The 16,877-nt window shown below is 66.0% G+C and carries 11 protein-coding genes; 3 read left to right on the top strand and 8 right to left on the bottom strand.

All coding sequences use genetic code 11. The annotated features are described in order from the left end of the window. Positions 1–43: 43 nt before the first annotated feature. The 6 genes from WN73_RS41645 to WN73_RS41620 all read right to left on the bottom strand — a co-directional run bounded on the left by WN73_RS41645 (position 44) and on the right by WN73_RS41620 (position 7,586). Positions 44–2,014 (bottom strand): methyl-accepting chemotaxis protein, encoded by a 1,971-nt coding sequence (locus WN73_RS41645; RefSeq protein ID WP_271558113.1) that lies wholly within the window; start codon positions 2,012–2,014, stop codon positions 44–46. Between the two features lie 205 nt (positions 2,015–2,219). Further along, a complete protein-coding gene (locus WN73_RS41640; protein WP_028175620.1) occupies positions 2,220–3,962 on the bottom strand; it encodes a methyl-accepting chemotaxis protein in 1,743 nt (580 codons plus the stop codon). Between the two features lie 232 nt (positions 3,963–4,194). Continuing rightward, the gene (locus tag WN73_RS41635; RefSeq protein WP_028175619.1) at positions 4,195–4,428 is read right to left on the bottom strand and encodes a DUF6894 family protein; all 234 of its coding nucleotides are present in this window, start codon (positions 4,426–4,428) and stop codon (positions 4,195–4,197) included. A 163-nt stretch (positions 4,429–4,591) separates the two neighbouring features. Continuing rightward, positions 4,592–5,191, bottom strand: a complete 600-nt coding sequence (locus tag WN73_RS41630) for a hypothetical protein (protein WP_011085332.1) — start codon at positions 5,189–5,191, stop codon at positions 4,592–4,594. Between the two features lie 113 nt (positions 5,192–5,304). Then, positions 5,305–6,291, bottom strand: a complete 987-nt coding sequence (gene acuI / locus WN73_RS41625) for an acrylyl-CoA reductase (NADPH) (protein WP_028175618.1) — start codon at positions 6,289–6,291, stop codon at positions 5,305–5,307. A gap of 41 nt (positions 6,292–6,332) precedes the next feature. After that, complete coding sequence (locus WN73_RS41620) at positions 6,333–7,586, bottom strand: MFS transporter (RefSeq protein WP_038965920.1); 1,254 nt, start codon at positions 7,584–7,586, stop codon at positions 6,333–6,335. 340 nt (positions 7,587–7,926) lie between these two features. Between WN73_RS41620 and nadA the strand changes: the two genes are divergently transcribed. The 3 genes from nadA to nadC all read left to right on the top strand — a co-directional run bounded on the left by nadA (position 7,927) and on the right by nadC (position 11,718). Beyond that, positions 7,927–9,045, top strand: coding sequence for a quinolinate synthase NadA (nadA, locus tag WN73_RS41615; RefSeq protein WP_271558110.1), 1,119 nt, complete (start codon positions 7,927–7,929; stop codon positions 9,043–9,045). A 172-nt stretch (positions 9,046–9,217) separates the two neighbouring features. Further along, positions 9,218–10,828 (top strand): L-aspartate oxidase, encoded by a 1,611-nt coding sequence (locus tag WN73_RS41610; RefSeq protein WP_271558109.1) that lies wholly within the window; start codon positions 9,218–9,220, stop codon positions 10,826–10,828. Positions 10,829–10,839: 11 nt separating this feature from the next. Then, positions 10,840–11,718: a carboxylating nicotinate-nucleotide diphosphorylase gene (gene nadC / locus WN73_RS41605; RefSeq protein WP_060910870.1), complete on the top strand. Its 879-nt coding sequence runs from the start codon at positions 10,840–10,842 to the stop codon at positions 11,716–11,718. Positions 11,719–11,907: 189 nt separating this feature from the next. On the opposite strand, the gene WN73_RS41600 is transcribed toward nadC, so the two are convergent. Continuing rightward, positions 11,908–13,362 (bottom strand): cell wall hydrolase, encoded by a 1,455-nt coding sequence (locus WN73_RS41600; RefSeq protein ID WP_271558106.1) that lies wholly within the window; start codon positions 13,360–13,362, stop codon positions 11,908–11,910. 522 nt (positions 13,363–13,884) lie between these two features. Next, positions 13,885–16,821, bottom strand: coding sequence for a pyruvate, phosphate dikinase (ppdK, locus tag WN73_RS41595; protein ID WP_028175612.1), 2,937 nt, complete (start codon positions 16,819–16,821; stop codon positions 13,885–13,887). Between the last annotated feature and the right edge of the window lie 56 nt (positions 16,822–16,877).

Below are 16,877 nucleotides of genomic sequence, written 5' to 3'. Positions count from 1 at the left end.
GTTGCGATGCGGTCGACGCAGCACAACATCGAACGGAGCGCCGTCACGCCGCCCGCACCGACTCCAGGAAGCGCGCGACCTCGCTCTTCAGCCGGTTGCTCTCCTGAGACAGCGAATGCGCGGCCGAATGCACCTGCGCCGAGGCGGCTCCGGTCTCGCCGGCACCGCGCTGGACGTCGGCGATATTCGCCGAGACTTCGGAGGTGCCGTGCGCGGCATGCTGGATGTTGCGGGAGATCTCCTGCGTCGCGGCGCCCTGCTCCTCCACCGCGGCCGCGATGGTCGACGAGATCTCCGACATCCGCGCGATGGTGTCGCCGATCTCCTTGATCGCGCCGACGGAGTCGTCCGTCGCGGCCTGGATCGCACCGATGTGCTGGCCGATCTCGCCCGTGGCCTTCGCGGTCTGCTCGGCGAGCGCCTTCACTTCGGTTGCGACCACCGCAAAGCCCTTGCCGGCCTCGCCCGCCCGCGCCGCCTCGATCGTCGCGTTGAGCGCCAGCAGGTTGGTCTGGGCGGCGATGGTGTTGATCAGCTCCACCACGTCGCCGATCCGGGAGGCCGCCTTGGTCAATTCGGCGACGCGCGCATTGGTGCGCTGGGCCTGCCCGACCGCGACGTCGGCGACGCGCGCCGATTCCTGCACCTGGCGGCTGATCTCGGAGATCGAGGAGGTCATCTCCTCGCTCGCGGATGACACCGACTGCACGTTGGCGGACGCCTCCTCCGAGGCCGCCGCCACGGCGGTGGCAAGCCCGTTGCCGCGCTCGGCGGCCTGCGTCAGCGTGTTGGAAGACGCCTCGAGCTCGGTTGCCGCCGACGACACGATCTCGATGATCTCGCCGACCGCGCCTTCGAACCTGTCGGCGAGCCGCTGCATGTCGGCCTTGCGCTGTTCGCGCCCGCGCGCGTCCGCTTCCGCCTGTTCGGCGCGCAGCCGCTCGGCTTCCGCCATGTTGGTCCTGAACACCTCGACCGCACCGGCCATCTCGCCGATCTCGTCCCTGCGGCCGACGCCGGGAACGGAAATCGAGAGCTCGCCGCGCGCAAGCCGGGTCATCGCACCGATCATCGCACCGAGTGCCTTCGAGATCGAGCGTCCCAGCAGGAAGCCGACGGCGGCAAGCACGATGACGGTGACGCCGAAGGCGACGACCATCCAAAGACGCACGGCCTCGCGCGTGGCAGCTTCGGCGGCGTCCGCCCGCCTGGACATCGCATCGACCGCGGTCCGCACCTCCGCCATGACAGGCTCGACCTCGCGGAAGGTCTTCATCATGCTGGCGTCAAGGGCCGCGCTCTGCTGCGCGGTCTCGGCCCAGGCCGTGAACTCGGACTGGTATTTCTGGAGCTTGGCCATGATGTCGTTCATCGCCGCCGTCGGGATTGCGACGACCTCTATCGCCTTGGAGAATTCAACCGCGGCCTTCTTCACCTCGGCGATGTACTTGGGGTCGCGCCGTAGCATGAAGTCCTTCTCGTGCCGGCGCATCATCAGCATCCAGGTCGTCGTCCTGGGATCGTCGATCTCCTTCAGCTTGGCCTCGATGTCGTGCACCGCGGCGCGGAGCGAACCGGACAGGCCGACCGTCTCGTTCAGACCGAGCCTGGTCTCGGCGGCCACCAATGCGCCGAAGTCCGACGCGTATCGCTTGAAGCCGTCCTGGGCCTGCTTCATCTTGTCGGACAGCACGCTCATGCCGCCCGCCGCCATCAGCCGCTGCACCTCATCGAAATCGCGGTTGATCGGCCCGATCAGCTCGGCATGCGCCTTGGCGTAGCTCTCGGCCCGGCGCTGCAAGAAGTTCTTCTCGTTGCGGCGTGCCTCCAGCATCTCGATCGAGAGCTGCTTGTCGAGATCGGCGATCGCGCGGGCACGATTGGCAATGTCGCGCGATGCGTCCTGGGAAAGGCTGCCGATCTCGTAGATCGCGCCGAAGGCGACGAGACCCAACAGTCCGAACAGTCCGATCGCCATGACCTTGTGGGTGAGGCGAATGGAAAAGCCACTCATGCAATGTGCTCCAAGACGATTGATACGCAATGCAGGGAGGGCGGCTGGGCGCGCGGAATATTGCGGAGATGATGCCTGCATCGCTTTTCCGGAAGGTTAACCGTGCAGCTCTTCTGATCGCGCATCCAGCCGCGAACGCATGCGAACACCGTGCACCTTCGCGCGACGGTTGCAGCCGTCGGGTGACCAGTGAGGACGGCCGCCCTCAGGCGGCGCGCACCGTCTCCAGGAATCTGCCGACCTCGAGCTTAAGGCGATTGCTGTCGCCGGACAGCATCTGCGCGGCGGACAGCACCTGCGAGGAGGCCGATCCGGTCTCGCTCGCGCCACGCTGCACGTCCGTAATATTGGACGAGACCTGATGTGTGCCTTGCGCGGCCTGCTGCACATTGCGGGAGATCTCCTGCGTCGCCGCGCCCTGCTCCTCCACGGCCGCTGCGATGGTCGAGGAAATCTCCGACAGCTTCTCGATGGTGTCGCTGATGTCCCTGATCGCGCCGACCGAATGCTCGGTCGCGGTCTGGATACTGGCGATCTGCTGGCCAATCTCGCCCGTCGCCTTCGCGGTCTGCTCGGCGAGCGCCTTGACCTCGGAGGCAACGACAGCGAAGCCGCGGCCGGCTTCACCGGCGCGCGCCGCCTCGATCGTGGCATTGAGTGCCAGGAGGTTGGTCTGGCCCGCGATGGTGTTGATCAGCTCGACGACGTCACCGATCCGCGTCGCCGCCTTGGACAGCTCGCTGACGCGCTCGGTCGTGGTGCGGGCCTGGCCGACGGCCTCGCTCGCCACGCGCGCGGATTCCTGCACCTGCCGGCTGATCTCGGTGATCGAGGACGACAGTTCCTCCGTCGCGGACGCCACCGACTGCACGTTGGTGGAAGCTTCCTCCGAGGCTGCTGCAACCACGGTGGTGAGCTGCTGCGTGCGTTCGGCGGTCGAGGTCAGCGTCGTCGCGGATGCCTCGAGCTCGGTCGAGGCCGACGACACCGTGCCGACGATCTCACCGACGGCGCCTTCAAAGCTGTCGGCGAGCCTGCGCATCTCGGCCTTGCGCTGCTCGGCCGCGATCTGATCCTGCCGCATCTTGGCCTCCGCTTCCTCGCGCGCCTTCTGCTCGGATACGATCTTGAATTTCTCGACGGCACCGGCGACCTCGCCAACCTCGTCCTTGCGGCCGAGGCCTGGCAGCACCACGGAAAAGTCGCCGCCGGCGAGCTTCTCCATCGCGGCCGTGAGTGCGCGCATCGGCCGCGCAATGCTGAAGACGGAGAAGATGCAGGCACCGATCAGAACCAGCGCGACCAGCACGCCGGTGACGAGCGACGTCCGCGCAACCGACGCGGCTTCGGCCTCTGCCTCGGTGCGCGTCTCGACGCTCCTCTGCTTGGCGAAGTCGGTGATCTGATTGGCCAGCTCGGAGATCTCTTCGTTGATCGGCGCCAGCGTCCCCTTGCGGATGCGATCGACCTCGGCAACGAGCTTTGCGAGTTGCGCCGCCGCTTCGCCGTCCTTCTTCCCATCGAGCGCAAGCTCCTGCTTGCGGATGGCTTCGATCTGCAGCTCACCCTTGCCGAATTCGCCGATCAGCACGGTCAGGCGATCGATCCGCTTGCGATTTTCCGCCGAGCGCGAGAGCTTGGCCATTTCGCCGGAGTATTTCAGGGCCGCCGTCTGCCGGTCGTTGAAATAGGTGACCGCCTTCTGCATCTCGGCGGGCGAGGACGAGGTCAGGATGTCGCGAATGCCGATTTGCATCCCTCGCACCGAGGCCTTCGCTTCCGCGGCGTTTTGCGCGATCGTCTGCTGTCCCGATACTCCGTTGCCGAGCCTCTGAACCTCGGTGCTGCCGCTCATCTGGAGGAAGATCATCAGCGCGACGAGCCCGATTGTCAGCGCGGAGGTGATGGCGAGCTTGGTGCCGATTCGCAGATTCTGAATGACCATCATCGAACTTTTCCCCGGGATACGCATTGCAGCGACGAAGCGCGTGAACATCCCGGGAAGGCTAACCGGCAGGTTACTCATTAACGTTAAGCGGGGCCCTCGCGTCTTAGGTAGAAGTACGGAAAACGCAGCTTAAATCTGTGGACTTCCACACGTTTCACGCGCAGCGAAATGAAGCTTCTCGGATTTGCATGCTTCGCGTTCGTTAACGCCCGCGCCGTCATTCGCGGCGGTGTCAGTTCACCGTCTCCCCGACGAGGCTGATGCGAAACACCGGTTTCTTGTTCTCGTCGAGCAGCTCCATGCACCACTCGGCGTTCGGTTTCAGGGTGCGCGAGATGCCGCCGAGCAGATTGGCGCAGACCTCGGTCATCTCGGTCCACGCGGCCGCGCGATCCTCGAACTCATACGGCTGATCGGCGGCGCCGGAATAGCGACCGGTACTGATGCGGAAGAAGTACAGCGACATCGTTGAACCCTTTTATCGGGCCGCGCCCCCCGGCCGTACGCAAACTGGGACGCGAACAGCTACCAACGCATGAAAGCCGCCGTCCGTATGACTACGGCGCGGCGGCTTCGTGTTCGATGGACGTCTTCAACGAGAAAGTGCGCGGACGGTCCCGCGCAGCCGCTCACTGGGTCGAGCGGCGCAGCTCCAGCGGGCCTTCGTTCTTCGCGGGCTCCGGTTTGCTTTCCGATTTCACCGGCTCGAGCCGGCTGCTCTCGACACGCGGGGTCTCGACGCGCGCGGCGACCTCGGTGTTCGGCGTAGCGACCGACCCCGTGTGCTCCGAAGAGCGCAGCGAGCGCGGCCGCGCGACGGCGCGCGCCATCAGCATCTGGTTGCCGCCCTGGTGGTGGAAGTCGCAATAGGCGAAGCCCATGCCCGACACCGAGCCGCGGAAGCTGCGATCGTCGGTCTTTTCCAGGTTGAAACAGGGCTCGAACGGAATGCCCTTGATCGAGGCGCAGACGTTCTGGCCACGGATCTGGAGCGTGTTGCCGGGCAGGCGGAGATGGCGGACCGGGCCCGCGCCCGAGAACTGCACGGCGCCGGCGGCGCCGAGGTCATCCAGGATTCGGCCCGCGCCGCGGGTGCCGTCGAAACAGGTGAAGGCGAACACCTTGCCGGCGACGAAGCGACGTGCCTCGTCGGCGTTCATGCCTCCAGCAATGGCCGGCGCAATCGTCGCCGCAGCCGTGACAGCCCCCAACACAATACGCGCAAGCATGCTCAACTCCGAACCGACCCCCGCAGCGGGCGATGCCTTATCTCTTTACCCGCTGCTTACCATACTAACCATGGCGACATTGAAGCAGCTTGGTTGGTAAAGTCTGAACGCCGTTAGACAATTTTTACCACGATCCGGCCGCGGACCTGGCCGGACAGGATTTTCGCGCCCCATTCGGAAACCTCGGCGAGCGGAATTTCGTGAGTAATTTCAGATAGTTTAGACCGGTCCAGATCGGACGCCAGACGCTGCCATGCGGCCTTCCTGGGCTCGATCGGGCACATCACGGAATCGATGCCGAGAAGGCACACTCCGCGCAAAATGAAAGGTGCGACAGAAGACGGCAGGTCCATGCCGGCGGCAAGGCCGCACGCCGCGATCGCGCCGCCGTACTTCGTCATCGACAGGAGGTTGGCCAGCGTGGTCGAGCCGACGCTGTCGACACCACCCGCCCAGCGTTCCTTGGCGAGGGGCTTGGCCGGCGCCGACAATTCGTTGCGGTCGATGATCTCGGCGGCGCCGAGGTGCTTCAGGTAATCCGCTTCCGAGGTGCGGCCGGTCGAGGCGATGACGTGATAGCCGAGCTTGGACAGCACGGCGGTCGCGACCGAGCCGACGCCGCCGGCCGCGCCCGTCACCACCACGGGGCCGCTCTTCGGCGACAGGCCGTGCTTCTCCAGCGCCAGCACTGAGAGCATTGCGGTGAAGCCGGCAGTGCCGATCGCCATGGCGTCGCGCGCCGACAGGCCCTGCGGCAGGGCGACCAGCCAGTCGCCCTTCACCCGCGCTTTCTCGGCATAGGCGCCGAGATGGGTCTCACCCATGCCCCAGCCGGTGCAGACGACCTTGTCGCCGGCCTTCCACTGCGGATGCGAGGACTGCTCGACCGTGCCGGCGAAGTCGATGCCGGCGATCATCGGGAAGCGGCGCACCACCGGCGCCTTGCCGGTGAGCGCAAGGCCATCCTTGTAGTTCAGCGTCGACCATTCCACGCGGACGGTGACGTCGCCCTCCATCAACTCGGCTTCGTCGAACTGCGCAAGCTGCGCGGTGGTACCCTTGTCAGCCTTGTCGATCCGGATCGCCTTGAACGTTGCCACAGCTGAACTCCCTGACTTGTTTGACCGGGATGTTTAGCCGATCAGGCAGGCTGCGCAACCGCTCTCGCGACGGGTTTCTCCACGATCGGAAGATTGATCAGCGCCGAGAGCACGCCGAACAGGATCGAGAGCCACCAGATCGGCGTGTAGGAACCGAACCGCTCGAACACGATGCCGCCGAGCCAGACGCCGAGGAAGCCCCCGACCTGATGGCTGACGAAGGCGAAGCCATAGAGCGTCGCGAGCCAGCGCGTGCCGAACATCAGCGCGACCAGCGCCGAGGTCGGCGGCACCGTCGACAGCCAGGTCAGGCCGGAGATCGCACCGAACGCGATCGCCGAGAACGGCGTGATCGGGAACGAGATGAAGGCCAGCGTCGCAAGCGCGCGGGTGAAATAGATGGTCGAGAGGATGTAGCGCTTGGGCAGCGAGTTCTGGAGATAACCGACGCTGAGCGATCCCATGATGTTGAACAGGCCGATCGCCGCGATCACCCAGCCGCCGGTTTGTGTCGAGATGCCGCGATCGACCAGGAACGCCGGCAGATGCACCGTGATGAAAGCAAGCTGGAAGCCGCAGGTGAAGAAGCCGAGCACCAACAGCACATAGGAGCGGTGGCCAAAGGCTTCCGCGAGCGCCTTCATGAAGGTCTGCTCATCCGCAGGCGCCGCGCTTGCCGTGCTTGCGACCGGCGGCGTCGAGAGCGCCAGCGACAGCGGAATGATCAGCAGCATCAGGAAGCCGAACACAGTGAGCGCCTGCTGCCAGCCGAAATTGTCGATCAGCGCGACGCCGATCGGCGCGAACAGGAACTGACCGAACGAGCCCGCCGCAGTACCGGCGCCGAGCGCCAGGCCGCGCTTCTCGGGCGGCAACAGCTTGCTGAACGCCGACAGCACCAGGTTGAACGAGCAGCCGGCAAGACCAAAGCCGACCATCACGCCCGCCCCTAAGTTCAGCGACAGCGGCGTCGAGGAGTAGCGCATCAGGAGCAGGCCGCCGGCATAGAGCAGCGCGCCGACGCACATCACCCGGAACAGGCCGAATCGATCGGCGACCGCGCCGGCGACCGGCTGGCCCAATCCCCACAACAGGTTCTGCACGGCGATGGCGAGGCCGAACACGTCACGCCCCCAGGCGAACTCATGGCTCATCGGCTGCACGAAGAAGCCGAGCGCCGAGCGCGGGCCGAAGCCGAGCATGCCGATGGCGCAGCCGCAGAGGATGATGATTGCCGGCGTGCGCCAGGTGGAGGAACGCGAGACCGGACCGAGTTCGCCCACTTGTGTCGACATGGTGTTCCTCATCTTGTCGTTGGCGGATCCGAAATAGGCAGCCACAGGTCAGTCGTTTAATGCAAATGCATGAACATCCCAAGTCAAAAATGATTGCGTTCTCCGAAGGGCTGCCGCGCGAGCATTGCGTTTCAACCAGACCTGGTCCGGCGCCGCGGAGCGCGACTTGACGGGAATGTGTGCGAGCAGACCTAGCAACTCCCGGCCATGCGTGATATCTTTGATTTACTCAGATTGAGCATATTAGGGCGATGACGACGTGCGACCCGGCCTCTCGGCCGGATTTCTCGGGCACCGAATATACTCACATTGAGCATAATAACACGAGCGGGAGGCTTTGATGCCGATCACTGGACTTTACGGCCCCGACGACTTTGCCAACCGGCCGCAGGGCCAAGCCACGAACCAGATCACGCCCTTCCCACGCGCCGCGCCGGCGCGAACGGGATCGATACTGCCGATGCCCTCGCTGGAATGGACTGACGAGGTCGAGCGCGCCACCGCGCCGCTCTATGAGCGCGTGAAGCACGTGATCCCGCCGATCGAGTGGCCGCTGATGGCGCCGACCATCAAGGCGATCAACGAGCTGAAGCAGGCGCGCGGCGCAGTGATCCTTGCGCACAATTACCAGGCCCCGGAGATCTTCCACTGCGTTGCCGACATCGGCGGCGACTCGCTCCAGCTCGCCGTCCAAGCCACCAAGGTGAAGGCCGGCATCATCGTCCAGTGCGGCGTGCACTTCATGGCGGAGACCTCGAAACTGCTCAACCCGGACAAGACGGTGCTGATTCCGGATTCGCGTGCCGGCTGCTCGCTTGCCGCCAGCGTCACCGGCGCCGACGTTCGTCTGCTCCGCGAGAAATTTCCCGGCGTTCCTGTCGTCGCCTATGTCAACACCTCGGCGGAGGTGAAAGCCGAGGTGGACATCTGCTGCACCTCGTCGAACGCGGTGCAGGTGGTCGAGAGCCTGAATGCGCCAAGCGTGATCTTCCTTCCCGACCGCTATCTCGCGACCTACGTGGCCTCGAAGACCGACGTGAAGATCATCGCCTGGAAGGGCGCCTGCGAGGTGCACGAGCGCTTCACCGGCGGGGAGCTCCGCGAGCTGCGCGAGGCCGATCCCTCCGTGCAGATCATCGCCCATCCCGAATGCCCGCCTGACGTGCTGGCGGAGGCCGACTTCACCGGCTCGACCGCGCACATGATCAACTGGGTCCGCGCAAAGCGGCCGCGGCGGCTCGTGATGATCACCGAGTGCTCGATGGCCGACAATGTGCGCGCCGAACTGCCTGACGTGGAGATGCTCCGCCCCTGCAATCTCTGCCCGCACATGAAGCGCATCACGCTCGCCAACATCCTGGAGAGCCTGCTGACGCTGCGCGAGGAGGTGACGATCGATCCCGCGCTTGCAGAGCGCGCGCGACGCTCGGTCGAGCGGATGATCAATCTGAAGAATTGAGCATCAAACAGCAGCAACACCCACAGTGTCGTCCCGGCGAAGGCCGGGACCCATAACCACAGGAAGGTGTGGTTGCAGAGAACGACGTCAAGCAGCTTAGCCAAACAACTACTGCTGCGGAGTATGGGTCCCGGCCTTCGCCGGGACGACGGTTGAGAGCTTGGAGAAAGCCATGACAACAAACAACATCCGCAACCTCACTCGCAGCACCGACGATGTCGTCATCGTCGGCGGCGGGCTCGCCGGTCTCTTTTGTGCGCTGAAGCTCGCGCCGCGGCCGGTGACGCTGATCTCGGCGGCACCGCTCGGACAGGGCGCCTCATCGGCATGGGCGCAAGGCGGCATCGCCGCGGCGGTGGCCGAGGGCGATACTCCGGAAGCACATGCCGCAGATACGGTTGCCGTCGGCGGCGGCCTCGTCGACGAGGCGGTCGCGCTCGGGATCGCCCGCGAGGCCGCACCGCGCATCCATGACCTGCTCGCCTATGGCGTGCCGTTCGATCGCGACCTCGAAGGCAGGCTCGCGGTGGGGCGGGAAGCTGCGCATTCGGCGCGCCGCATCGTGCATGTGCGCGGCGACGGTGCGGGCGCAGCGATCATCGCGGCGCTGGGCGAGGCCGCGCGCCGGACGCCGTCGATCCGGCTGATCGAGGGTTTCGTCGCCGAAGCGCTGTTGACGGAAGACGGCGCCGTCTCCGGCCTTCAGCTGCGCGAGGCCGGCAATCCTGCCGCCCCGCCGGTCCTGCTCGCCTCACGCGCGGTGGTGCTCGCGACCGGCGGCCTCGGCCATCTCTATGCAGTCACCACCAATCCGATTGAAGCAAGCGGATCGGGCCTTGCGATCGCCGCGCGCGCCGGCGCCCTGATCGCCGATCCTGAATTCGTGCAGTTCCACCCCACCGCCATCATGGTCGGCCGCGATCCGGCACCGCTGGCGACGGAGGCGCTGCGCGGCGAAGGGGCGACGCTGATCAACGCCGATGGCGAGCGTTTCATGCTGACGCGTCATCCGCTCGCCGAGCTCGCGCCGCGCGACATCGTGGCCCGCGGCGTGTTCACCGAGATCGCGGCCGGGCGCGGCGCGTTCCTCGACGCACGGCAGGCGCTGGGCGCACGCTTCGCCGACAAATTCCCGACCGTGCATGCGAGCTGCATCGCCGCCGGCATCGATCCCGCCACGCAGGCCATCCCGATCGCGCCCGCCGCGCACTACCACATGGGCGGCATCGCGGTGGATGGGCGCGGCCGCAGCTCGATCGACGGGCTATGGGCCGGCGGCGAAGTGTCCTCCACCGGTGCGCATGGCGCGAACCGCCTCGCCTCGAATTCGCTGCTGGAGGCCGTGGTCTACGCCGCACGCATCGCCGACGACATCGCCGGCCGCGCCATCCCCTCGGCTGCCCGCCTTCCCGACGCATTGGTGGCGCCGCGCGGCGGCGCACCGGATGCCGCGGTCGTGAAGCGGCTGCGCGCGACGATGAGCGCGCATGTCGGCGTGATCCGTCACGGTGACGGTCTTGCGGAGGCCGTGCACAGCTTCGCTGCGCTCGAACGTGACGCAGCGAGCATCGCTGTCCGCAACATGGCGACAACAGCCCTGCTCGTCGCCGCTGCGGCCTGGACGCGGTGCGAGAGCCGCGGCGCGCATTTCCGCTCCGATCATCCGGCTGATCTCCCCGCGCAGGCGAAGAGAACGATGACCACCCTCGCAGCAGCGCGCGAGGTCGCAGAAAACCTCACCGAACGCCCAATGCCGCGCACCGCGCAACCCATGATCGCCTGACGGAGTCCTTTATGATCACCCCGACATCCCTGCTCTATCCCGACGCCTTCCTCTCGCCGCTCGCGATCGACGAGGCCGTGCACCGCGCGCTCGACGAGGATCTCGGCCGCGCCGGCGACATCACCTCGCTCGCGACGATCCCGGAGGCGACAACAGCAAAGGCGATCCTGGTCGCGCGCCAGTCCGGCGTGATCGCCGGCCTGCCGCTGGCGCTGGCGACGCTGCAAAAGCTGTCGCCGGACATCGAGGTGCGCGCGCATGTCCGCGACGCCGCGCGCGTGGCGCGCGGGCAGCTCGTGCTGACGATCTCCGGTCCCGCGCGCGCCATTCTCACCGCGGAGCGGACCGCGCTGAACTTCGTCGGTCGGCTGTCGGGCGTCGCGACGCTGACGGCGGACTATGTCGCGCGCACCGAAGGCACCAGGATGCGGATCTGCTGCACGCGAAAAACCACGCCGGGCTTGCGCGCACTGGAGAAATACGCGGTGCGCTGCGGCGGCGGCTTCAACCACCGCTTCGGCCTCGACGACGCGATCCTGATCAAGGACAACCACATCGCGGTCGCCGGCGGCATCCGCCCCGTGCTGGAGCGCGCACGCGCCCACGCCGGCCATCTCGTCAAGATCGAGATCGAGGTCGATACGCTGGCGCAGCTGCGCGAGGTGCTGGACACGGGGATGGCTGACGCCGTGCTGCTCGACAACATGGACCTTGCGACGCTGCGTGAGGCGGTGCGGATGAGCGAGGGACGGCTCAAGCTGGAAGCATCCGGCGGCGTCACGCTGGACTCGATCGCCGCAATCGCAGCGACCGGCGTCGACTACGCCTCGTCCGGCGCGCTGACGCATTCGGCGCCGAATTTCGATTGTGCACTGGATATCGAGGCGTGATTTCTTTGCCTCTCCCCGCTTGCGGGGAGAGGCCGGAATTCGCGCTGAAAGCGCGGATTCCGGGTGAGGGGGAGTCTCCGCGAGTCTAACTCTCACCGTCCCCGTGGAGAGTCCCCCTCACCCCAACCCTCTCCCCGCAAGCGGGGCGAGGGAGCACGGCTGCGCTTGCGGCGACAGCCGTAAGCTATCTCAGCGCCGCTCGCTCACACCCATCTCGGCGGAGCTCTTGGCTTCCTGCGTGAGTTCGGCGGAGAGTGCGGCGGTCTGGGCCGGAGAGCCCCAGCTCGGTTCCTCGCTGCCGTCGCCCCAGGCGCGCGGGCGATAGAAGGTGTGCACGCCGGTCTTGTACATCTTCTTCATCTCGGCGACCCAGGACGGGCGCACCCAATAGGCGTGGTAATGCGTGGACTTGCCGACCTCGGGCAGCCAGATCTGGCCGTCGAGCATCGCTTTCGCGATCTTCTTGGCGCGCTCCCACATCTCGGGCTCGCGGATCACGTCGGGATTGTTGTCGCAGGCAAAGGTGAACTGGCAGGCGAAATGGCGGTGCTTGTTCTGATAGACTGCTCCGCACACCGTGTCGGGATATTTGCCGGAGAACACGCGGTTCATCACGACCTGCGCGACCGCCATCTGGCCGCGCACGGCCTCGCCGCGGGACTCGAAGTAGACCGCTTCCGCGAGGCACTTCTCGGATTTCGCGCGCGACTTGTCGTCGAGTGCGAGCCGCTCCGCCGGCGACCTGACGCGCTGGTTGTCGGCGTTGACCTCGCCCTTCGGCGCGACGCTCTCGCCGCTCTCGATGTCCTTGGCGATCTCTTCCGACGGCGGCGTCAGCGAGGCCGTCACCTTCATGTCGGGGTCGGGCATCACGATCAGCGGCTCGGCGCCGGGCTGCCAGCTCTCGATGCTCTCGAGATTGCCGCCGAGCGAGGAACTGCCGAAGAACAGGTTCGCGGTCTTGATGCTGAAGGGATCGCGCGCAGGCGCGGCGGGCGCTGTGGCCCGCTTCAGCGCCTCCAGCGGCTGAACCGCGAACGAGCGCGCAAGGTCGCTGGCCTTCGGCGGATTGGCATATTGCGGCAACGGCGGCGCGCGAAGCGCTTCCTGGAGCTCGGGGTCGAGCGCGGCTGCGGACTCCGGCGACATCGCTTGCGGCAACGCGGCGGTCTTGGCGCCGAACACCGAGCTGTTCGACGTCGCGGGATCTTCCTGCGCGGGGGCTGCGGTCGGTGCGGCAGCGTCGGGAGACGTCGTCGGTGGTACGATAGCGAGGCGATCACCCTTCATGGAGCGATCGACCTTGGGAAAGTCGGCGGCCTGGTAGCGCGGCGGCGCCCGAAGCGCCGGATTGCGGCTGATCGCGCCGGTGACGTCACGGCCATCGAGGCTGGCGAGGCGAACCATCGCGCTCTGCGGAACCGAGGTGCCGATGGGGCGGGAAAAACTGTAGGTGGCGAGCTGGATCGAGGACGCCGCGGAATACACCTGCTTCTGCCAACGCTCGGCGACGCCGGGCTGACGCGCCAGCAGCGAGGCAATATCCTGATAGCCGGTCTCTCTCGGCATCAATGCGAAGATGCAGAGACCGATGCCGAAGGACGCGAACCGCGCGCCCTTCGGATGGTTACGCAACACTGACATCGATACGCTCACGCTACGCTAACGCCAAACAAATCGAACCGCAGTACATCCGTGCAATTCGATCTTTTTCTTAAGTATCCAATTTAGGTTGCCGGGGCGTTAATCGGCGTTGCGCGCGCGGCACACTCAAGCGATTGCAGGTGTTTTCACGGGGCAATGATGCGCCTTGGTAAATGCCGCCTCACGTGAAGCGGTAAACATCTGGTCAACGCAAATGGTGAAGGAACTCTTGCGCGCACGTATCATTACGGGACGCGCGACGAGTTCCCGGTGTTGGCGTTTGCACACAGCGCTTCCACACCACAGCAGTCATGCCCCGCGGGCGATGACACCGAGAGTGTGGCGGCATGCGCGTTCAACAGTCTCGTCATTGCGAGCGGAGCGAAGCAATCCAGACTGCCGCCGCGGAGGGATTCTGGATTGCTTCGCTGCGCTCGCAATGACGGCGTGGCAAGAGTGCCGCTCAAAATGAAAGAGGCGGGGTTGGGCCCCGCCTCTTCGCATTCAACATTTCAAATCGCCTTACGCCTGGCTCGCGACCGCCTTGCCGAGTGCGGCTTGCGCCGCGGCGAGGCGGGCGATCGGCACGCGGTAGGGCGAGCAGGAGACGTAGTCGAGGCCGATATTGTGGCAGAAGGCGACGGAAGCGGGATCGCCGCCATGCTCGCCGCAGATGCCGACCTTGAGCTTCGGGCGGGTCTTGCGGCCGCGCGCGACGCCGATCTTGACCAGTTCGCCGACGCCCTCCTGATCGAGCGCGACGAAGGGATCGATCGGAAGGATGCCCTTGGACACGTAGGTGCCGAGGAAGCTCGCGGCATCGTCGCGGCTGATGCCGTAGGTGGTCTGCGTCAGATCGTTGGTGCCGAACGAGAAGAACTCGGCGCTCTCCGCGATCTCGGCCGCGAGCAGACAGGCGCGCGGCAGCTCGATCATGGTGCCGACCTGATAGGCGAGCTTGGTGTTGGTGTCGCGCATCACGGCCTGTGCGGTGGCGTCGATGCGCGCCTTGACGAGGTCGAGCTCCATCTTGGTGGCGATCAGCGGCACCATCACCTCGAGGCCCACGGCCTTGCCGGTGCGCTTCTCGGCCTCGACCGCGGCCTCGAAGATCGCGCGCGCCTGCATCTCGGCGATCTCGGGGTAAGCGATCGCGATACGGCAGCCGCGGAAGCCGAGCATCGGGTTGAACTCCGAGAGCTCGCGCGCGCGGTCGGCCAGGCGCCGCGGGTCGGTGTTCATGGCACGCGCCACTTCCTCGACCTCGGCATGGGTATGCGGCAGGAACTCATGGAGGGGAGGATCCAAAAGCCGGATCGTGACGGGCAGGCCCTTCATGATCTCGAACAGCTCGACGAAGTCGGCACGCTGCATCGGCAGCAGCTTGGCGAGCGCTGCGCGGCGTGACTGCTCGTCCTCCGAGAGGATCATCTCGCGCACCGTGCGGATGCGGGTCTCCTCGAAGAACATGTGCTCGGTGCGGCACAGGCCGATGCCTTCCGCGCCGAACTTGATCGCGGTGCGGGCGTCGTCCGGCGTATCTCCGTTGACGCGAACGCCGATCTTGCGGACCTGGTCGGCCCACTTCATCAGCGTGCCGAACTCGCCGGACAGCTCCGGCTCGATCATCGGCATGCGGCCGGCGAGCACCTGGCCGAGCGAGCCGTCGATGGTGATGACGTCGCCGGTCTTGAAGGTGCGCGAGCCGATGCTCATGGTGCCGCGGCCGTAGTCGACGCGGATGGTGCCGCAGCCGGAGACGCAGGGCTTGCCCATGCCGCGCGCGACCACGGCCGCATGCGAGGTCATGCCGCCGCGGGTGGTGAGGATGCCTTCGGCGGCGTGCATGCCGTGGATGTCCTCGGGGCTGGTCTCGATGCGGACCAGAATCACTTTGCGCCCGTCGGCCTGGAGCTTGGCCGCTTCGTCCGAGGAGAACACGATCTCGCCGGAAGCCGCGCCGGGCGACGCCGGCAGGCCGGTCGCGATCACGTCGCGCTTGGCGTTGGGATCGATGGTCGGATGCAGCAGCTGGTCGAGCGAAGCCGGATCGATCCGCGTCACCGCTTCCTTCTTGGTGATCAGGCCCTCATTGGCGAGCTCGACCGCGATGCGCAGCGCCGCCTTGGCGGTGCGCTTGCCGCCGCGGGTCTGCAGCATCCACAGCTTGCCCTGCTCGACCGTGAACTCCATGTCCTGCATGTCGCGGTAGTGCTTCTCGAGCAGCGTGTAGATCCGCGTCAGCTCCTTGAAGGCCTCGGGCATCGCCGCTTCCATCGACGCCTTGTCCGAGCCGGATTCCTTCCGCGCCTCTTCGGTGATGTCCTGCGGCGTGCGGATGCCCGCCACCACGTCCTCGCCCTGCGCGTTGATCAGGAACTCGCCGTAGAGCTTGCTCTCGCCGGTCGAGGGGTTGCGCGTGAAGGCGACGCCGGTCGCCGACGTCTCGCCCATGTTGCCGAACACCATGGCCTGCACGTTGACCGCGGTGCCCCAGGATTCCGGAATGTCGTGCAGCTTGCGATAGGTCACCGCGCGTGCGTTCATCCAGGATGAAAACACCGCTCCAATCGCGCCCCAGAGCTGGTCGTGCGGATCCTGCGGGAAATTCTTCCCGGTCTCGCGCGCGACCGCGTCCTTGTACTTGCCGACCAGCTCGACCCAGTCCTCAGCCGACAGGTCGGTGTCGAGCGTGTAGCCTTGGCTGTCCTTGAAGGTGTCGAGGATTTCCTCGAAATGATGATGTTCGAAACCGAGCACCACGTCGGAATACATGGTGATGAAGCGGCGGTAGCTGTCATAGGCGAAGCGGCGGTCGCCGGACAGTTCCGAGAGCGCTTCCACGGTCTCGTCGTTGAGGCCGAGATTGAGCACGGTGTCCATCATGCCCGGCATCGAAGCGCGCGCGCCGGAGCGCACGGAGACGAGCAGCGGGTTCTTGGTGTCGCCGAACACCTTGCCGGTCAACTTGCCGACATGGTCGAGCGCCTTCTCAACCTGCGACTGCAACTCCTTCGGATAGGTCTTGCCGTGTGCGTAGAAGTAGGTGCAGACCGAGGTCGGGATGGTGAAGCCGGGAGGCACCGGCAGGCCGAGATTGGCCATCTCGGCGAGGTTGGCGCCCTTGCCGCCGAGCAGGTCGCGCATCTCCGTCCGGCCCTCGGCCTTGCCGTCGCCGAACGTGAACACCCATTTGCCGGCCTTGGCCGCAGCTGGCGCGACTTTGCTCGGTGCCGGCTTCAGAGCGATCTTGGCGGCGGCCTTCGGCGCAACCGGCTTGGTCGCAGCCTTTGAAACCGCCTTGGCGGCGGGCTTCGCAGCCGGCTTGGCCGCGGGCTTGGCAATCGGCTTCGGGGCGCTCTTGGAAAGCGCCTTGCGAGCCGCCGGCGCGGCTTTCGCCTTGACGGAGGACTTTGATTTCGCTGGTATTTTCTTAGGCTTCGAGGCGGCTTTGGCCATAGCTTGCACACAACCTGCGAGAGGAAAGGGAAATCGCGCGCCTTACACCACTTTGG

Source organism: Bradyrhizobium sp. CCBAU 45394, assembly GCF_028128655.1.
Classification (GTDB): domain Bacteria; phylum Pseudomonadota; class Alphaproteobacteria; order Rhizobiales; family Xanthobacteraceae; genus Bradyrhizobium; species Bradyrhizobium diazoefficiens.
Note: the sequence above shows the minus strand (reverse complement) of the source record. Positions and strands in the feature narration are given on the sequence as shown.